The following is an 18,903-nucleotide window of genomic DNA, read 5'->3' on the forward strand; positions in this document are numbered from 1 at the left end:
TGCTTTGATTGTCTATGGAATAATACTTGCCGTTTTAGTCGTTACGTACTTTATTCTTTCCGTTGCGTCTAGAGACAAGTACACACATATGGTGGAAGAATTTGATGGTACCTATTCTCTGATGTTTATGGCTCCGGTATCGCTACACGTCATCTTTAAGCTTCAGATTATGGAGAAATTTCATAGTCAAATTGCTCATATTCAACAGAAAATGATTAGCCTTTATGGAAGTCGAGATGCATTACGACATACAAGAATGTTTCTAGCTCAACTCGTTTCTATCTTTCTATTAGGAGTATTAGGTTCTACGCTGATTGGGCTACTTCAAAATGATCATTTGATCTTTGGTGTAGGGCTTGGCTTCTCTGTTCTGCTTCCTGCCATCATGATTAATCAACTTAGTAATAAAGAAAAAGAGCGGAAAAATCAAATCTTAGTTGAACTCCCGGAAGTAGTAAACAAGATCATTCTCTTAGTCAATGCAGGAGAGACCGTGCAGCAAGCTATCGTTCGCTGTGTGGAATTAAAGGAAAAAACAGATTCTCCTCTTTTTCAAGAACTGAAAATTGCTGTAAACAAGCTAACCAGTAATGAGCCTTTCCCAAATGTATTAAACGAATTCAGTAAGAAATGCTCAATTCAGGAAGTATCTATTTTTACAACAACGGTCTTACTGAATTATCGAAAAGGTGGTCAGGATCTCATCTTGTCATTAAGAGAGCTGTCTCATGATCTTTGGGAAAAACGTAAAAACGTATCTAAGACCAAAGGGGAAGAAGCATCATCTAAATTGGTTTTCCCGTTAATCTTAATCTTTGTTGCAATCATGATTATTGTTGGCTATCCAGCAATAACCATTTTGTAAATACAAACAAATTCTTAGGAGGATTTAACATGAATACATTATCAAATTTTTTCAAAACGTTTTGGACGGATGAAGAAGGTTTGCAAACATTAGAAATTCTGTTGATTGTAGCTGTTGTTGTAGTCATAGCCCTAACGTTCAGAGACAAGATTACTGAATGGGTTACTACTCTAGTAAATTTCGGTGACGACAAAGTAGGCGACATTACTGGAGATTGATGATGTTAAGAAGGGTTAAGGAATTTAAAGAAGATGAATCTGGAAGTTTCACACTTGAAGCGAGTCTTTTATTCCCAGCCATTCTCATTGCTACGATGATGTTGATATTCTTCAGTATGATCATCTTCTATAAATCTGTTTTGCAATTCGAGGCGAATCGGATTGCAGATCAGGTTGCGTATGTTTGGAACAATAGCTCAAAGGATGTAGAAACGGGTGAGTTTGTAGAATATACAACCGAAAATGGTGATGGGTTGTACTGGAGATTAACTGATAATAACTTCCTTCAGCAATTTGGACTAAGTGGAAGTGACGATAGTGGTTTAGCAAATAAGAAAAAAAGAGAACATCTGGCTAAAGAAATTCCTGGACTTACCGAGGCAACCGTATCGTATAACAATAGCCTTTTAAATAGTACGATTACTGTATCCTTAGAAAAACCAATGCCCTTGCCTTCGTCTGTAACAACAATGTTTGGTACGAATCTAATGGAGGCAAAAGCTACAAGATCAGTTACTGAACCCGTTGAGGTCATCAGGAATACTGAAGTAGTAGTTTACTTTGGTGGGAAAATTAAGGAGTACTACGGATACATTGAGAAGTTTATGAAGAAGTAATCTATACAGATAAAGAGGTAGGAGGAGAAGGATGAAGACATGGCTGAAAAAAGGTTTCCACAAATTTGTAATCAATGAGAACGGAGCAGTATCGATTTACGCTATTATTATGACTCTCCTCCTATTTGTCTTTAACGCTGTATTAATTGATTACATTCGAATCATGACTGCTGAAAGAAACGTCGATCAAGCAGCAAAAGCTGCGGCACGTTCCACAATGGCAAACTTTAACCAAAAGTTAACGTCCGATTATGGATTATTCGGTTTTGATGGAGATGTTGGAGAAGCCAACGCGATTTTCGAACAAGTATTTAGAGAAAATCTAGCCCCATCACAAGAAGATGGGATCTTCAACTTTGCTTACCCGTCCTATGTAAGTGGATCAGCAAACGTCACATTTAAAGAAAACATGAACCTAGCATCACCAGATACAGCCGAGTATCAGATCTTAGAAGATATGAAATATAAGGCTCCCCTTGAAATTGGGGAATCTGTAATTGAGGGGTTTCTGTCGATAACAAAAGAGGTACAAGAAGCCTCTGAATACGCAGAAGTGGCTGAAGATGTACAAGAAGAAGTAGAAAAACGAGACGAGAGATTAGAAAAAGTAGAAGAGAATTTAGAATCAGCATATACTGTCCTAAAATCAATTGAAAAAAATGTAAAAGGGGAAGCTGCTGCTCCATTTCCACAGGTAAATAATCTTAACGAACTTTATGATCATCTTGATAAATATCAAGAGATAAGAAAAGCAGAGGAAGAAGCAGAGAATAGAGAAGAAGATGAAGGGGATGGTGATGGTGGTGAAGATGAAGATGAAAGCCCTACAGATGAAGAATTAGATGATGCTAATGATTATGAAAGGAATATAGTATCTTTTTTAGAGGGGATATTAGAAGACATTGAAGCATTTGAACAATTTTTAACTAGTGCAAGTAATGAACTTAAAAAAGCACATGAGCATAATCAAGCTGCTGATACATTGCTGAATGAAGGTAGTGATAAAAGCGGTGATTATGGTGAGGCCCAAAGAGCTGGTGATGAACTACGTGAAGGTAGTCCAAGTGTTAACGGAGAAAATGCCTCGGAAGGTATAGCAAATGCAAAAGAAGAATTACAAAAGTTAGTAATACCTGAAGAGTTTTTTGAGAGCGTTCAAGAAGCTCTTGATCAAGCAATAGACAGTCTTGAAACCAGCGAAAATAATTTAGTGAAAAGAGTACAGGAGTTAATTTTAATTGTTGAACAAAAATCAATGATAAAGCGTGAACAAGGAAAAAATATAATTAATGAGGGAATAAAGAATGTTAAAGAGTCTTTTGAAATAACGGCACAGTTCTTTAATGAGGCTTATACTGAATTTGGAAATAAGCCTGAAGTTGAGTTTGAAAGATCTGAGGAAGAGGTTGAAGATGAGGAAGAAACATCTGAGGAAAGCTTGGAAGAAGCAAATGAAGAATTAGACAAATTACTCAGTGAAGCAGAGGCACTTTTAAAGGATCAAGAAGAATATAATGAATTAGTAAACTTAGTGAATGACTATAGAGTTTTCGCTTCTGGAGCTGACCAGTCAAGGGAACTAGATAGAAGCACATCAAAAAAAATGTCTGAATCATCAAGGAATATGATAGATACATTATTCAATGCAATAGGGGAAGGACTTTTGGGAGCACGAGACAAATTATACCTAAACGAATACATCTTGCTTAGATTTAATAGTCACGATTTTTCCAAGAAAGATGCTAATGGGTTTGGAATAGACAACAATGAGGTTGAGTTTATAATGTATGGTTTAGATAGTTCAGCAGCCAATTTTGGAGCTGCAATGTCAGAACTATTTGCTTTTAGATTTATAATAAATTTTGTTGAAGCCTTTACTGATGGTAGAGTTAGGAGTTTTGGTCCTTACATGTGGGTGGCGGCTCTAAGTTATGCTTTAGTAAATACCATTGATGATATAAGAAAATTTATGAGTGAAGAGAGAGTAAGTTTCTTTAAAAATAGTCGTTTTAGACCTGAGTATAAGGATTATTTGAGATTGTTTTTGTTTATACACGGACAAGGAAATAATTTACCTAGAATGATGGCTCGTATACATCAACAAACTGATAGTAACCTTCTTGAGATGCCAACATATGCAGTAGGAGAAGCGGAAGCCTCATTAAATCTATGGTTTTTACCAAAGTTAACAGAATTCCTTGGTGAAACAGATATAATCGACGGTTACGTGGAAGATGGAGAATTTAGAATAAAAAAAGAGGCAGTTTATTCTTATTAAATTTTTAGGAGTGAATAAAAATGAAGAAAACAAAATTATTAACTGTTTTAACATTTGTATCTGTAGCCATTTTGGTTGGTTGTAATAACGATTCCACATCAAATAATTCAGTTCCAAACACCGATAATCAAGAACAAAAAGATGAGAATGATCCAGGTGAACAAAACAATCAAGATAGTAGTGAAGATAATGGAGATGATAATGACATTGAAGGAGGGTCTTCATTAGTAGAGCGAAATGATGATGCTAATGATAGTGAATCTGAAGAGAAAGAACCTAATTTAGGAGAGGGAGATACAGAAGATCAATTGAATTTAGAGATTGGAGATACTGGAGTTATTGAAACAACGATAGAAAAATTTGAGATGACAATAAATTCTGTAACCGTTGAAAAAGAGATTGATGGTGAAAAACCAGATTTAGGAGTGTTTGTACTTGCAGATGTTACATTTAGGAATATTCATGAAGAACCATTGGACTTAGAGCAAGCCGTTGGTACTTTTGAAGTTACTACTAGTGAAGACGGTGGGGGTTATGGTCCAGTTTCCGAATTCTATAATGTTGAAGTTGAAGACCTATCAGGAGATTTAGAACCTGGTGAAGAAGTTCAAGGCCAAATTCTATTCGAAGATAATCTAGGTGATAAACACTATATTAAAGTAAATCCTGGATTAATTTCAGCTTCAGCTGTGAAAAATCAAGTTATGTGGAAATTTAGCGAAGAAGATTCTGAATAATGATCTATTGTAGTTATTTTCGTGTACTATGAGTGGCTTTTAAGTGTTGACTTACTTAAGGTAAATCAACACATTTCTTTAATTACTAAATAAAGAGAAAAACTTCTTTTTTATTTGGTAATTAAAGAAGTGTTTTATAACAGTCAGCTTCCATTTTCATTTTAATAGTAGAAACCAATCAATACTCACATTTTCAACTCAGAACTCAGAAAATACTGAGAGGATGAATTTACATGTTTAAAAGGTTCATAAACGACGAACGAGGAAATTTAACCTTAGAAGCTGCAATTATCATGCCGATGTTTTTACTATTTGTCGTTTTCATGGCAATGATTATTAGAATTTCTATTGCGGATATGGCGTTGAAGAAAGCTGTAAATGAGACCGCTGAAATTTATGCGACGCATGCTTATCCTGTTGCTATGGTAACTGGCGCAATTGAAAAGAAAACAGATGAATTGATTAAAGAATATACTGGTGACGCAACAAATTTAGATGAAATCAATCAATTTCTGAACTTTATCTTTGAAGAAACTGGAATTAATCCTACGGATATGATTTATAATGCTGCAGAAGGTCCAACAGGAAACTTAATTATTGATAGTTTTAATGCTTCGCACGATGATGCACTATTTGAAGCAGATGCCATGGATGTAAAAATTACAGATCGTCCTTCACTCAATGGCTCAGGAGATGCCTATATTGGAATTGAAGCTTCTTATAAGTTAAGAATTGTTGCTCCTTTTATAGATAAAGAAATCACTCTAAAGCACAAAGGGTACGAAAGGCTATGGACAGGAGCTTAAGGTACATCAATCATCTCAAGGTTATAGGGTTGTACCTTGCTTTGTTTTGCGATGGTAAATAAGTACTTATATAGATTTTTTTACTAGGTGTTGAGTGATCTTTCTCATTTAAAAAACTAGAATCGTGGGGGCGGAGAAAATGAAAAATTCAGTCACGTCTACATCTTTAATAATCCTATCATCATTATTCTTGTTCTCCTGCAATTCATCTGATCCTACCAGTGAACAATCAGAAGAGACTAAACAATCTGAGACTATCGATTCTACTAGTGAAGCCAAGTCTACTGAAGAAGTATCAAGTGAAGAAACAGAGACTGATGATGAAGATAATGTTCTCGCTAAAGGAGAATTTGACGATCAACTCGAACTCGCCATAGGAGACACTGGGCGTGTAGATACACTATCTGGTGCATATGGAGTAACAGTGGACCGCGTCGAATTATTAGAGGATATTGATGGTGAGTTGCCTGAACTAGATCACTTTTTACTCGTTACTTATACAGTTCAGAACATAGGAGATGAGGATCTGGATGCTCGGGAAGCCGTTGATTCACTGGAGTCTACTCATAGATTAGAAGGATCTGGTTACTCAGATAATGCACAATACTACGATCAATTTAATGCAATTGAAGGAATGTTAGCGCCAGATGAGCAAGTGACAGGCGAGGCTTTATACAGCGCTTACGATAGTGAAGAGTATTTCCTTCGTGTGACGGACGGATTAGTAGGGTCCGGAGCTGCTAAAAATCAGATACGCTTTTCTTTTCAGAAAGGTGATATAGAATGATTTCAATTTAAGATTTTGAAAGGATAAAAAAGAATGCAGTCTATTCTTGTTAATCATAATTAATTAGGAGGAAACAATGAAAACTTATGTTAAATCGTTTTTCTTTAGTTCATTGTTAGTAATCTTATTGTTTGGATGCAGTAGCAGTGAGGAGGGTAATAGTACAGATTCAATGGAAACTCAGGCATCAGAAAATGATGAACAAATAGCTGATGATGAATTAGAAGAAGATGAACCAAACACTGATTCAAGCTCAGAAGGGTCTGGATTGATTGATAAAGATGAATTAAATGAAGGGGAAGATTCTAATGAAGATAATAGCAATAAAGATCAGCCTAATCTAGGAGATGGTGAGACGGAAGACCAAGTAGACTTGTCTATTGGTGATACAGCAATAGTGGAAACTACTATTAGTAAATATGAGGTCACTTTAGATGCTGTTGAATTCATGGATGAATTAGAGGGAGAAGCAGTTCAATCACAATTCGACACATTCGTTTTAGCAGATGTAACGATAAAAAATCTTAGTGAAGAGAGTATTGATATCTCAGACTCAATGGGAATCTTCGAGATTACAACAAGTATTGAGAGTAGTGGTTATCCGGATGTGGCTGCTCATTTTAGCGGTGTTGATAAATTCAGTGGAGAACTCAATCCAAATGAGAAAGCATCAGGTCAGATGTTGTTTGAAGAAATTAATGGCGAGCATCACTACTTTAGAGTTACACCAGGATTGACCGCCTCTAATGCAGTGAAGAATGAAGCGACTTGGGTGTTTGTAGAGGAAGATGGTAAATAAGTACTAATTGAAACATAGTACAAGGAAGAGGTGACCAAAGTGAATCTAAAGATTTTATCTATTGCAATTGTCGCCTCAGCCATGCTAGTTGCTTGTAGTAATGACGAGGAAGTCAATAGTGAAAGTCCGGACAAATTAAGTGCAACAGATAAATCTGAGCAAGATGATCATCCAAACTCATCTGGTCTTGTTGAGAGAAATGATGATATGACAGAAGCGAATGATTCTCCCAATCTAGGTAATGGAGAAACGGAAGATCAGCTTGACCTAAAGATTGGTGATACTGGGATCATTGAAACAACGATTGCTACCTTTGCTGTGACGATTTATGAGGCACGTATTGAAAAAAGTATAGAAGATGAGGAACCAGATCGAGAAAATTTTGTGCTTGTAGATGTTTCGTTAGAGAACCTGTCAGATTCAGAGATTGATATAAGGGATAGTTTAGATGTCCTAGAGTTAACAGGAGACTTAGAAGGAAGTGGAGGGCCAGATTTTTCTCATCTTTCTGATGTGATCGAAACGATGGAGGGTACTCTTGATCATAGTGAAATAATAGAGGGCAATTTACTTTTTGAGGCTGATGAGTTTGAGACCTATTACATACGAGTGAGAGAAGGCTTGGTGGCCGCTTCAGCGTCCAAGAACCAGACGATCTGGACATTTACGAAGGAAGAAGCTGAATAACGTAAAGGGGCGATATGGATGCAGAAGAGTAAATGGGTCGTGCCATTTATACTACTGGCAAGTTTGGTGGCAGCTTGTAGCGACGACAATTCAGATGAGCAATCAGAGTCGCAAACAACAGAACAAACTGAAGGAGCAGGTGAATCCTCAGAACAAGCTAATGAAGAAGCAAGTGAGAATACCAATGTGCTAGAGGAAGGGCAATATGAAGATCAATTGGATTTGTCAGTTGGAGATACTGGGACGGTAGAAACACTTCTTGGCACTTCAGAGTTTAAAGTAAACGGAGTAAAACGGCTGGATGAAGTAGATGGAGAGTTATCTGATTTAGATTATTTTTTATTAGTAAGCTTGACCGTTAAAAACATTGGAGAAGACGACATTGATGCAAGAGAGACAGTAGGTATATTGGAAGCGACTGATTTCTTAGAGGGAACAGGCTTTTCTGACGAAGCTCCCTACTCTGAAAGTATTGAAGCGATTGAGGGGACGCTGGCACCAGAAGAGGAGATTACGGGTGATATCCTTTTTGTAGCTCACGAGGCAGATGAATATTTTATTAGAGTAAGAGAAGGACTTATTGGTTCAGGGGCTGCTAAAAATCAAATCCTTTATACGTTCCAAGCCAGTGAAATAGAAGGGCCATAAAAGGAGTGTAAGAAATGAAGAAGATAATCACTTTTTCAACGATGGTATTAATAACAAGTACAGTTCTGGTGGCATGTGGGGAAGGAGCAGATAAAGCCTCAGAGGTGGATGGAAATCATGGTACTGACCAAGAAGAACAAGTAGGTGAAGAAGGAACAGTTGATCACAGCGAACCTGTAAGCAATGAAATTGACGATGATGCTAACTCCTCAGGTTTAATTGATAAAGATGAACTCAATGAAGAGTCAAATGAAGAAGGTTCAACTAATCAGGATGACGGTAATACGGAAGATCAATTAGATTTAGAGATTGGTGATCAAGCAACAATAGAAACAACCATTAGTTCATTCGAATTCACTTTAGACTCTGTTGAGATCAAAGATGAATTAAATGCTGTCGTACCTGACTTAGATGTTTTTATTGTAGTTGATTTCACATTGACCAATATTTATGATGAGCCAATCATGATTGAAGATGCGACTGGTATTTTTGAAGTTACCACTGATTTAGACGGTGGGGGATACGGCGATGTATCTGAACAATATGATGTTGATGTTAAAACGGTTACTGGAGAACTGCAACCAGGAGAGACGATATCAGGTCAGTTAGTAATGGAAGATCAAACGAACGCTGAGCACTATATAAGAGTAAATTCCGGCTTGGTTGCATCCTCATCAGTTAAGAACCAAGCAATTTGGACCTTTACAGAAGAAGATTCAGAATAAATGTGTTGATCACAAAAGGAGGTCCATTTAAATGAAGAAACTTGTCAAAGTAGCTGCGTTATTTGCTGCAACATCCGTAGTACTTATTGCTTGTTCAGATGAAGAGTCACAACCCTCACATGAAGAAACTGGTACCGAGCAAGCCTCGACGGATGACTCCAATTTAGATGAAGAGACAGACTCAGAGGAAAGTGCATTGGCAGAAGGAAGGTATGAGGATCAATTGGATCTTCGTATTGGAGAGACGGGTACGGTTGAAACAACGATTGGCGTCTATTCTGTCACGGTGAATAAGGTGGAAATTGTACAAGAATTAGATGGTGAGATGTCAGAGCTTGATTACTTTGTTTTAGTGGATTATACCTTGAAAAATGAAGGAGACGAAGAACTAGATGCTGCTAACTCTATAAGTAACTTGGAACTCACTGATGACTTAGAGGCATCAGGCTTCTCAGATTCGGCAGAGTACTATGAGGAAGTATCTCCTGTAGAGGGCACTTTGGCACCGGGAGAAGAAACAACGGGTCAAGGCTTACATGATGCCTACGAAAATGATGAGTACTATTTGAGGGTCGCTGGAGGATTGGTTGCATCAGGTGCTGCCAAAAATGACATTCGCTTTACGTTCGAACAAAGTGAAATGGAATAAGTCTATGTTTCTTTGACACGTCATAGCTGAGCAAATAAGGCATCTTGTGGGTTGGGCTATGACGTGTCATTTGGCATGAAAACTTCCTCATTCAATAGGATTAGGTTTTTGGAAAGAGGGAATGAGAAATACAGGAAATCCTATGAAGATTTTTGAAAATGAAGGATGTTTATTGGAAGGAGGGAAGAGACGTTTGTTGCAATTTCAGGATTATGTCTTACTCGTATTAATGCTTGTTGCTCTTTATACAGATATCCGTTATAACAAGCTGCCTAACTGGCTAACCGTTAGTGGTGTGGCTTTTGGTTTGGTGTATCACTTAATTGCAGGTGGAATCGATGGATTACTTTTTTCTGGCATCGGCTTTTTAGTAGCTACTGGTATTTTTCTTCTATTATATGTATTCCGTGTGCTGAGTGCTGGAGATGTAAAGTTATTTGCAGCGTTTGGTGCAATTGCCGGTACAGAGGTTGTGCTTCATCTCATGATGTACTCGATTGTGTTTGGCGGCGTCATTGGGATCGTTATTCTGCTATTTACGAGAACGTTCCTGAGTCGTGTGACCGGGGGGCTTTTTGCCATCATTGGTTCAATCACTTCAAAAGATTTATCTCATTTAGAAGAGTATAAGGTCAACCGAAGTACACGAATACCTTTTATGTACGCGGTGGCACCTGCTGTATTTACGACTTATTATTTTTTAGTATTTGCTTAAATTTATGGCTATGGAAAGAGGAGGAGAACAAATGGGTGATTCCATTTATGGATTACAGTATGAGTTTCAGCAAAAGAATGGGCGTCATATGATTTTTGGGGAGAAAGGGGAGCGTCGTCTACAAGGGGATGATTTGGTTCCGCTTCAGCTTAAGATGATGCAGTCTAATCAAATTCCGAATCTGCTACCACTCTCTGTGGAGGAGGTTGATTTTAATGTGCGTCTTTATTTTGACGTAACAGCAAAGCAACCCCTTTCTGAGTATCTTCAACAAAAGTCACTATCGTCACATGAATTTTATCACCTGTTTTTATCCATTATTAATACACTTGAACAAAGTAAGCTGTACATGCTGAATGAGCATCAATATGTATTGCAGGAGGACTATATTTACATAGGGAAAAACCTCCAACACTTATATATCACGTATTTACCCGTGCAGGGTCTCGACAAAGAGGAGACTGCAGCTGATGAGCTGAAATCATTGCTCCTTCGTATCGGTAAAAAAGTAAATGGACTTCAGGGAACAGAGTTTAATCATTTGTCTTCCTACACAGAGGATGTCTCTTTTAGTTTCGCCGGGTTAAAGGATTTATTATTACGTCAGCAGCAGCTTCGTCCGCAGGCGGGGTTTTCGCAAGGGTACAATCAACAGCAGGATCAAGGGTACGGACAGTCGCAACAGATGCAAGGTCAACAGCAACAGCCGTCTTCGCACCAACAGCAATCTGGGCAAGCACCGTATGCGAATACCAAGCAAAATCCTTCAACTTCTTCTTCTGAACAAAAGGCAAAGAAGACAAAAAAAGAGAAACCAGCGAAATCAGCTACAGGTAAAAAAGAGCCAGTTATAACAGGTAGAAATAGGCTTTATACAGCTGTCTTTGGTCTACTTGCCATTGTCATTGTATGGCAATTGCTTGGATTGAACTACGGAGGAATTGCGTTTCTATCAAGTATCGGATTATCCGTTGTTATTGTAGGTGTAGTGCTCTATCTTTGCTTTTTCTATAAAAAAGCCACAGGTGAAAAAGACGAGCAACCGAAAAAAGAAGTGGCAGCTGGACGTGAGCAGCAACAATATCAACAACAGCCTGCAAGCACTGGATATGCAAGCTATAATCAGTCACCAAGCTACAATCAAACAGCAACTCCAGCTTTTCAATCGAGTCCCGTAACGCCTCAGCCACAAGCAGTGAATACATCAGCACCAGCACCTGAACCAACAATAGCAGCTGCGGCGCCTCACGCACAGGAAGCACAGCAACCTGCTGCAACCGCTGTTGCGGAGCCTGTACCAAGTGTTACGGCCGAGCCTTCTTATGGAGTCGATACGAGTTTGTTATCAGACGACACGGTTCTTTTAGAAGAAGAAGAGGAAGAGGTTTTGGAAGAAGTCAAAACGTGGCCAACATTAACAATTCAGCGTGAACAAGGTCCTGAAGAAATCACGATTTCAGAAAGTAACTTTGTCATTGGACGGAATCCAGAGACCGCTCAATACGTAGAAGAGAGCACAGGCGTTTCTCGTATGCACGTTGAATTCGTTCGCATTGAAAACAGCTACAGCGTAAAAGACTTAGGATCGAAAAACGGGACGAAGGTAAATGATCAGCCATTGGTTCCTTATAAACTTCACTCACTTGAGGTGGGTGACACCATTCAAATTGGAAAAGCGACGTATGAATTTAAGTGGGAGTAATCATCTATGGACGCACAACCCAATTGGCAGATAGGTCTGTCAACGGACATAGGTCCGGTTAAAGCAGAGAATGAGGACGTTTTTGTATGGCGACTTTATGAAGATGACCACATGCGGCAAGTGTTGATGGTTGCTGTGGCAGACGGAATGGGTGGCTCAAAGAACGGGGCAGCTGCAAGTCAGTATGCAAAGACGAGTCTTGAAGAATGGTGGGATAAACGAATCAAGCGATTCATACGGCACGATCAGCCACTTCACTCGATCATGAGTGAAGTGGGGCCATTGCTTGAGTCCATTGATGCCAAGCTATTTGAACGGAATACAAAAAGTGGTACCACACTGTCTGTGTTATTCATGTATGGCGGTCAGTATGCCGTAGCTCATGTGGGAGACAGTAGAATCTACCAGGTGACAGGTAGTCAATCAGGTCTACAAAACTATTTCAGACAAAATCAATCGCTCGACCTTAGTCAGCAGCACACCGAGTCGCTTGAAACGGAATCGGATTTGATTCAACTCACAGAGGATCACTCTTGGGTGGAGCAACAAATTAAGCGTGGTCAGCTAACCAGAGAACAGGCGAGAACCCATCATAAGCGAAACGTCCTAACACAGTGTCTAGGCATTGAAAAGGGAGTCAAACTAAATGAACAGCTTGGTGTGTATCAGGCTAGTGATTTATTTCTCCTTTGTAGCGACGGTTTTTACTCTTTATTTACAGAAGAAGAAATCCTTCAGACGCTACGAGGATTAGAGAATGAATACACAGATTTACAAGCGATGTCCGATTACTTAGTGAAGCTAGCGAACTATTCTGGCGCCTATGACAATATAACAGTGCTGCTCGTCCGCCACATCCATGTCGATTCCGGGCCTCGGGTAGAAGGTCGATCATTGGCTTCCTGGCTACCTCCATTTTTAAAAAGAAAGAAAGCTAGGTGAGCAGATGGCTGAACATGATATTCACTTATCTGCGGGAGAGGTTTTACGAGGTCAGTACAAAATTATCCGTCATATTGGTTCTGGTGGCATGGCAGTCGTGTATCTAGCTTGTGAGCTTCATGATGAATCCAAGCTCTGGGCTGTGAAGATCGCGGATACTGAAAAGAAAATGGCTCGAAGACTTTCAGCTGAAGGAAAGGTGTTAAGCAGGCTCCATCACAAAAACTTACCTCAGATTGCGGATTTCTTTTATTCCGACGATCGACGCTATGTGTATTTGGTCCAGGAGTATATTAAAGGAAAGTCATTGCTTCAGTTATTCGAAGAGCAAGACCAGCCATTCTCAGAGCAATTTGTGATCGATCTTGGTATTGAAATCACCGACATTCTAACGTACTTGCATTTTCAAAAGCCTTCCATTATCTATCGTGACATTAAGCCTGGAAACCTCATGCTTACTGATGAGGGTCGTTTAATGTTAATTGATTTTGGGATTGCTAGAGCGTTTGATGAAGAGAAGCTTAAGGATACGCTTCAGATTGGGACCGTTGGTTTCGCGGCACCAGAACAATTTGAGAAGCGACAATCGGATACAAGGACAGACCTCTTTTCCCTTGGCGCGCTTCTCTACTTTCTTTTGTCTGGTGGTAAGTATGTCTATATTGCACAGAAACCACTTAAGACCTTTCGCAAAGGGATCAGCAAAACGCTTCATTCCATTGTCCATCAGCTTGTTGAGCATGAGCCTGATAAGAGAATCCAATCAGCTGGTGAAACAAAGGCAAGCTTGGAAAAAGCGAAAGAAGACCTATTAAAAAAACAAAAGCGGCAGATGAGTAAAGGAAAGTTAATCGCAGCATACGTCGGTTCTTCCTTGTTACTCCTTGCCGTCATTGTCTATATCATCATCGATCAATACTAAGAAACAGTATGTCAGGAGGGATTAATGTGGCTCGTCATCGATTACCAAAAGGTACGTTAATAGAAGGAATTGAAGAGATACTGGTCGAATTACCAGTAAAAGAAACACATGTACAAGCAGAGGAGCAGCTTGAAGAGCTTAAGCGTGCAGATGAACTGTTTCTGCCCGTTTCAACATATGGGATCGAAGAGGATGTTCTGACGGTTCGTTACCAGTTACCGAACGGATATCAGGGCTTACAGCATGTAACGGGGCAAAGCCAAGAGCAAAAGCAGGAGCTTGCCAAGAAGATTCTGCAGGTTCGCCGAATTGAGGGGAGTCAGTTCACCACCTATATCGACCCGGTTAATATTTATACTAATGAAGCCGGTGATGTGAAATTTGCTCATCGGGGCATCCGTGCCGTTCTACCTCCGGAGCAACATGAGAGTAAGGTGTTTGTTTATCGATTAAAATGCTTAATTATTTCTTTATTTACTGCTCATTCCTTTTACGAGTTAATCGAAAAGGGATTAGGTGAACGTCACTCTGATGAGGGCATTGCCGGAGCGCTTTATCAAGCTAAGTCACTGGACGAGTTAGAGAGCGCGCTGAATGGTACCTATTCTGAGCCGCAACCTGCAGAAAAGCCGGTACAAGAAGAGACTCCTGTTAAACAGGAGGAGCCCATACCCGTTGCACCACCTATGCAAATGCAGCAACCAGCAAGTTCACCTACTACAAATCAGGAACAAAACACTCAACCTTCTACAAAGAAAGCACCTAAGAAGGGTTATGCGACAATGATTGGTGCAGTTGTAGCTGGTCTTGCGATCGGCGGTGTTCTCGTATACAGTGTTGTCGCAGGTCAAGCGGATTCTCAGGTTAATGCATTAACCGAGCAATCAAATGGTGAACTTGCTGCACTTGAATCTGATAACGAAGAGCTTCAATCAACAGTAGATACTCAGAATCAGAACCTGGAAGCCTACCGACTGCTAGGTGCCGGTGAGCGAGACCAGGCAATTGAAGCGTTTGAAGCGATGGGTGAGCTAAACGAGCAGGACAAGGAATCATTAAAGCGGCTTTATTTAGGACACGACAATCCTGAAGTGGTTGTAAAAGCAGCGAGTTTGGATCGTGCATATGCGGCAGATACTGCATCAAGATTAGTGGCTCTAAATTCAGATGAAGCTCGAGCGTCACTAATGACCATTGAATCGGAATCTCCGTATGTTCAGCTGGAACAAGCTTGGAATGAAAAGAATTATGGAAGAGTTCATGAGCTTGCCCAGGGAGAGCTCAATGAGAGTGAGAGAGCACAAAAGCTTTCTGCAGAAAGCTATTATCAAGAGGATAATCTTGATGAAGCTTGGAAGAAGGCAAAGGAATTAAACAACACAGATCTGAAAATACGAATTAAAGAAAAAGATATAAAAAAGGTTGAAGAAAACGACGATTTAGACGATGATGAAAAAGAAGATCGTATCAATAAATTTAAAGATGATATTAAGGAATTAAAGGAACAAAACGATTAAGGAAGAGCTGCTGTACCTAGGTCTACACGACTGGTACAGCTTTTTTGAACAACTAAATAGATGGCTTAGGGAGGATTTGGGATGAAGTACAGCTATGTGTCGCACCTAGAATGTCCAAAATGTTATGAAGTGTACCCAAAAGGAGAGATCCATCACCTTTGTGCATGTGGTTCTCCGCTTCTTGTTCGTTATGACTTGAAGGCGTTATCAGAAGCGATGAATCCAAAGGATTTAATGGAGCGAGAACTCACTTTATGGAGGTACCACGAGTTGTTACCTGTTGAAGATCCGGGCTCTGTTGTCAGTCTGGGTGAAGGGATGACTCCGCTTGTCCCCATGACTAAGCTTGGCAAGGAAATGGGTCTCTTTCACTTATATATGAAGGATGAGGGCATGGTTCCGTCTGGTTCATTTAAAGCCAGAGGTGCTGCAGTTGGTGTGTCAAAAGCAAAGGAGCTTGGCGTAAAGGAAATTGCCATGCCAACCAATGGAAATGCTGGTGCAGCGTGGTCTCTCTATGCAGCTCGAGCTGATATCAAAGCGACCATTGTCATGCCGGTGGATGCACCTGAGATCACACGCAAGGAGTGTATCGTGGCAGGCGCAGACCTTCATCTAATTGACGGATTAATTAGCGATGCGGGACAGGTTGTGGCAAAAGCTGTCGCGGAGCACGGTATATATGATGCCTCTACCCTTAAGGAGCCATATCGAATTGAAGGAAAGAAAACAATGGGACTTGAGCTTGTTGAACAGATGAACTGGTCGATGCCTAATGTGATTCTTTACCCAACAGGTGGAGGCGTAGGGCTCATTGGGATCTATAAAGCGTTGCTTGAACTGAGAGAAATGGGTTGGATCGAAGGAAACCTTCCACGATTAGTAGCTGTCCAATCTACAGGGTGTGCTCCAATTGTTCAAGCATGGCAAGACAAAAGTCGATCCTCTGAATTCTTTGAAAATGCCTATACCCAAGCATTTGGTATCAATGTGCCAAAAGCGATTGGGGATTTTCTTGTACTTGATGCGATCTATGAAACAAATGGCTGTGCTGTCGCAATTGATGACGCAACCATGCTCAAGGAGCTTGAAACCATCGGGCGGACAGAAGGAGCCTTTGTTTGTCCAGAAGGTGCTGCAGCCTTTGCGGCGGCTAGAGAACTGAAGCAAAAAGGGTGGATTGGTGAAGAAGAAACAGTTGTGATTCTGAATACCGGACAAGGCATAAAGTATCCTGAGACTGTGAAAGTAGACGTTGAGGTTCTGAGGAAAGGTGAAAGTTTGTCGCGGGTGTAGGAGAGTGGAGCATAAGCCATCCAAATTGGAGCGTTAGAGTGAGGAGTGGAGCATAAGCCATCCGAATTGGAGCGTTAGAGTGAGGAGTGGAGCATAAGCCATCCGAATTGGAGCGTTAGAGTGAGGAATGGAGCATCACCAATCTAAATTGGAGCATTAACAATAAAATTTATCTAAAAAAGACGATGACTCAATTCAATTGGGTCATCGTCTTTTCTTACTGAGGATATGCTGATCTATGCTGTTCCTCCGCAATATTTCTGAAAATATATAAGGGCATGAAACGTTTTATTATAGTACGAATGAAACAATAGCACTGATTACAACAATGGCACCAACGATCATAAGAATTGTACGAATCATGTTTATCATCCTCTCTGTGTTCTTACCCCTATCATTCCTTAATTCACAGATTCGAAACATATTTACAGCGCAGATTCTTAAAGATAGTCTAATTTGCTCATATTAAGGGTAAAGAAGATGGTACACAGATACGACGTTTTTAGAAAGCAGGGGACACAATGGGAACAACGGTTGTTTGGTTTAGAAGGGATCTACGTCTGCACGATCATACCGCACTATCAAAGGCACTGTCATCACTTGAGAAAGAGGACTCGTTGGTTGCGTTATTTTATATTCAGCCAACATTAAACGATACATTTACAGCTAGACATGATTATTACTATGAGACATTAATGAAGCATGTCGAAAAGTGTGAGAAAAAAGGATTCCCGGTGCATTTTGTGACAGGAAGTCTTGAAGAAGCCTTCCACCAGCTGCAGAATCAACTGCCTGATGTGGATCAGCTTTTTTTCAATGCAGACGAAACGGGTGGAGGTGCTAAAAGGGATCAGGAAGTCATCGACTATTTTCATTCCACCTCCATTAGTGTCTTTCCATGTATAGATCACACGATTCACGGAGCAACTGAAGTGAAGAAGCAGGACGGCTCTCTTTATAAGGTCTTCTCTTCATACTATAAGCAGTGGCAACAGCTAGACAAGCCATCAATTCAACAAGTAGATCTCGATAAAGTAAAAGAGCATGCGATCGACAAACGTGATTCTTTTAAGCGTGGGGCAAATGCCTATCAAAAGCTAATGGAATCAAAAACAGGTAAATGGAAGTATGCGGGGGAAGAACATGGACTCGAACGATTAGAGGACTTTACGCATAGTAAGATGTATGACTATAAGAAAAAGCGGGACTTCCCGGCTGTAGCTGGTACAAGTATGCTTTCACCTTACTTGCGCACGGGAGCCGTCTCAGCTCGGACGGTGTATTACACGATCTTAGATGAGCTCGGAGATCAAGCAAATGGCCAAGGACCTGAGACATACATTCAAGAGCTTGCATGGCGTGACTTTTACAACATGGTGTTTTATCAATTCCCTGAAAGTAAGGATCAGGAGCTAATTGAAAAGTATCGAGGTATGGATTGGAACCAGGATGATGAGCTTTTTGAAGCATGGAAAAAAGGAGAAACTGGTTTTCCGATTATTGATGCGGCTATGAGACAGCTCAATCAGATCGGATGGATGCATAACCGTCTCCGTATGGCCGTCGCTTCGTTTCTAACAAAGGATTTGCTGATGAATTGGCGTGAGGGTGAGCGTTACTTTGAGGAGCAATTGATTGACTACGAGCCGGCCTCAAATATTGGAGGCTGGCAGTGGGCATCTTCAACAGGTACAGATGCGGCACCGTACTTCCGAATTTTTAATCCAACGAGACAATCCGAGCGCTTTGATCCAGATGGAGACTTCATTCGGAAGTATGTCCCTGAATTAAAAGATGTACCTAAAAAATACATTCACTCACCTGAAAAAATGCCAGAGGAGCTTCAAGAGGAAGTGAGCTGTGAAATTGGGAAGGACTATCCTCATCCCATCGTTGATCACAGTACCATGCGCAAGCGTGCACTTGAGCTTTATAAAGAGAAGGGCTAATGCCTGTAGTCAGGATCTTTATCTGCTTGTTATAATAAGGAAAA

Annotated in this window: 19 protein-coding genes; all 19 read left to right on the top strand. The window is 40.2% G+C overall.

Translation table 11 applies throughout. The features are described 5' to 3' along the window. Nucleotides 1–4: 4 nt before the first annotated feature. Nucleotides 5–865 carry a type II secretion system F family protein gene (locus JNO66_RS13260; RefSeq protein WP_203088846.1) on the top strand — a complete coding sequence of 287 codons (861 nt, stop codon included), beginning with the start codon at nucleotides 5–7 and terminating at the stop codon, nucleotides 863–865. 29 nt (nucleotides 866–894) lie between these two features. Further along, nucleotides 895–1,083 carry a Flp1 family type IVb pilin gene (locus JNO66_RS13265; protein WP_203088848.1) on the top strand — a complete coding sequence of 63 codons (189 nt, stop codon included), beginning with the start codon at nucleotides 895–897 and terminating at the stop codon, nucleotides 1,081–1,083. 2 nt (nucleotides 1,084–1,085) lie between these two features. Next, entirely contained in the window at nucleotides 1,086–1,700 is a 615-nt protein-coding gene (locus JNO66_RS13270; RefSeq protein WP_203088850.1) for a TadE/TadG family type IV pilus assembly protein, read from the top strand. A 31-nt stretch (nucleotides 1,701–1,731) separates the two neighbouring features. After that, nucleotides 1,732–3,978, top strand: coding sequence for a TadE/TadG family type IV pilus assembly protein (locus JNO66_RS13275; RefSeq protein ID WP_203088852.1), 2,247 nt, complete (start codon nucleotides 1,732–1,734; stop codon nucleotides 3,976–3,978). A 20-nt stretch (nucleotides 3,979–3,998) separates the two neighbouring features. Beyond that, the gene (locus JNO66_RS13280) at nucleotides 3,999–4,715 is read left to right on the top strand and encodes a DUF4352 domain-containing protein (RefSeq protein ID WP_203088854.1); all 717 of its coding nucleotides are present in this window, start codon (nucleotides 3,999–4,001) and stop codon (nucleotides 4,713–4,715) included. Nucleotides 4,716–4,948: 233 nt separating this feature from the next. Then, nucleotides 4,949–5,521: a TadE/TadG family type IV pilus assembly protein gene (locus tag JNO66_RS13285; RefSeq protein ID WP_203088855.1), complete on the top strand. Its 573-nt coding sequence runs from the start codon at nucleotides 4,949–4,951 to the stop codon at nucleotides 5,519–5,521. 139 nt (nucleotides 5,522–5,660) lie between these two features. Continuing rightward, a complete protein-coding gene (locus JNO66_RS13290; protein WP_203088856.1) occupies nucleotides 5,661–6,308 on the top strand; it encodes a hypothetical protein in 648 nt (215 codons plus the stop codon). Nucleotides 6,309–6,384: 76 nt separating this feature from the next. After that, on the top strand, nucleotides 6,385–7,107 hold the full coding sequence (locus JNO66_RS13295) for a DUF4352 domain-containing protein (protein ID WP_203088857.1): 723 nt from the start codon (nucleotides 6,385–6,387) through the stop codon (nucleotides 7,105–7,107). A gap of 39 nt (nucleotides 7,108–7,146) precedes the next feature. Then, entirely contained in the window at nucleotides 7,147–7,794 is a 648-nt protein-coding gene (locus JNO66_RS13300; RefSeq protein ID WP_203088858.1) for a hypothetical protein, read from the top strand. An 18-nt stretch (nucleotides 7,795–7,812) separates the two neighbouring features. Continuing rightward, nucleotides 7,813–8,442, top strand: a complete 630-nt coding sequence (locus tag JNO66_RS13305; protein WP_203088859.1) for a DUF4352 domain-containing protein — start codon at nucleotides 7,813–7,815, stop codon at nucleotides 8,440–8,442. 14 nt (nucleotides 8,443–8,456) lie between these two features. Continuing rightward, complete coding sequence (locus JNO66_RS13310) at nucleotides 8,457–9,167, top strand: hypothetical protein (RefSeq protein WP_203088860.1); 711 nt, start codon at nucleotides 8,457–8,459, stop codon at nucleotides 9,165–9,167. Nucleotides 9,168–9,198: 31 nt separating this feature from the next. After that, a complete protein-coding gene (locus JNO66_RS13315; RefSeq protein ID WP_203088862.1) occupies nucleotides 9,199–9,816 on the top strand; it encodes a DUF4352 domain-containing protein in 618 nt (205 codons plus the stop codon). 193 nt (nucleotides 9,817–10,009) lie between these two features. Then, nucleotides 10,010–10,531, top strand: coding sequence for an A24 family peptidase (locus JNO66_RS13320; RefSeq protein ID WP_246483279.1), 522 nt, complete (start codon nucleotides 10,010–10,012; stop codon nucleotides 10,529–10,531). Nucleotides 10,532–10,562: 31 nt separating this feature from the next. Then, nucleotides 10,563–12,233, top strand: coding sequence for a DUF6382 domain-containing protein (locus tag JNO66_RS13325; RefSeq protein WP_203088866.1), 1,671 nt, complete (start codon nucleotides 10,563–10,565; stop codon nucleotides 12,231–12,233). Nucleotides 12,234–12,239: 6 nt separating this feature from the next. Beyond that, nucleotides 12,240–13,175 carry a PP2C family protein-serine/threonine phosphatase gene (locus JNO66_RS13330; RefSeq protein ID WP_203088868.1) on the top strand — a complete coding sequence of 312 codons (936 nt, stop codon included), beginning with the start codon at nucleotides 12,240–12,242 and terminating at the stop codon, nucleotides 13,173–13,175. Nucleotides 13,176–13,179: 4 nt separating this feature from the next. Beyond that, the gene (locus JNO66_RS13335) at nucleotides 13,180–14,097 is read left to right on the top strand and encodes a serine/threonine protein kinase (protein WP_203088870.1); all 918 of its coding nucleotides are present in this window, start codon (nucleotides 13,180–13,182) and stop codon (nucleotides 14,095–14,097) included. 26 nt (nucleotides 14,098–14,123) lie between these two features. Beyond that, nucleotides 14,124–15,614 carry a type VII secretion protein EssB/YukC gene (locus JNO66_RS13340; RefSeq protein ID WP_203088872.1) on the top strand — a complete coding sequence of 497 codons (1,491 nt, stop codon included), beginning with the start codon at nucleotides 14,124–14,126 and terminating at the stop codon, nucleotides 15,612–15,614. A gap of 81 nt (nucleotides 15,615–15,695) precedes the next feature. Then, nucleotides 15,696–16,910 (top strand): threonine synthase, encoded by a 1,215-nt coding sequence (locus JNO66_RS13345; RefSeq protein ID WP_203088874.1) that lies wholly within the window; start codon nucleotides 15,696–15,698, stop codon nucleotides 16,908–16,910. 521 nt (nucleotides 16,911–17,431) lie between these two features. Next, complete coding sequence (locus tag JNO66_RS13350; RefSeq protein ID WP_203088876.1) at nucleotides 17,432–18,859, top strand: cryptochrome/photolyase family protein; 1,428 nt, start codon at nucleotides 17,432–17,434, stop codon at nucleotides 18,857–18,859. Nucleotides 18,860–18,903 lie beyond the last annotated feature (44 nt).

The organism is Alkalicoccobacillus gibsonii (assembly GCF_016798245.1).
In the GTDB taxonomy this organism is placed as follows: domain Bacteria; phylum Bacillota; class Bacilli; order Bacillales; family Bacillaceae_D; genus Alkalicoccobacillus; species Alkalicoccobacillus gibsonii.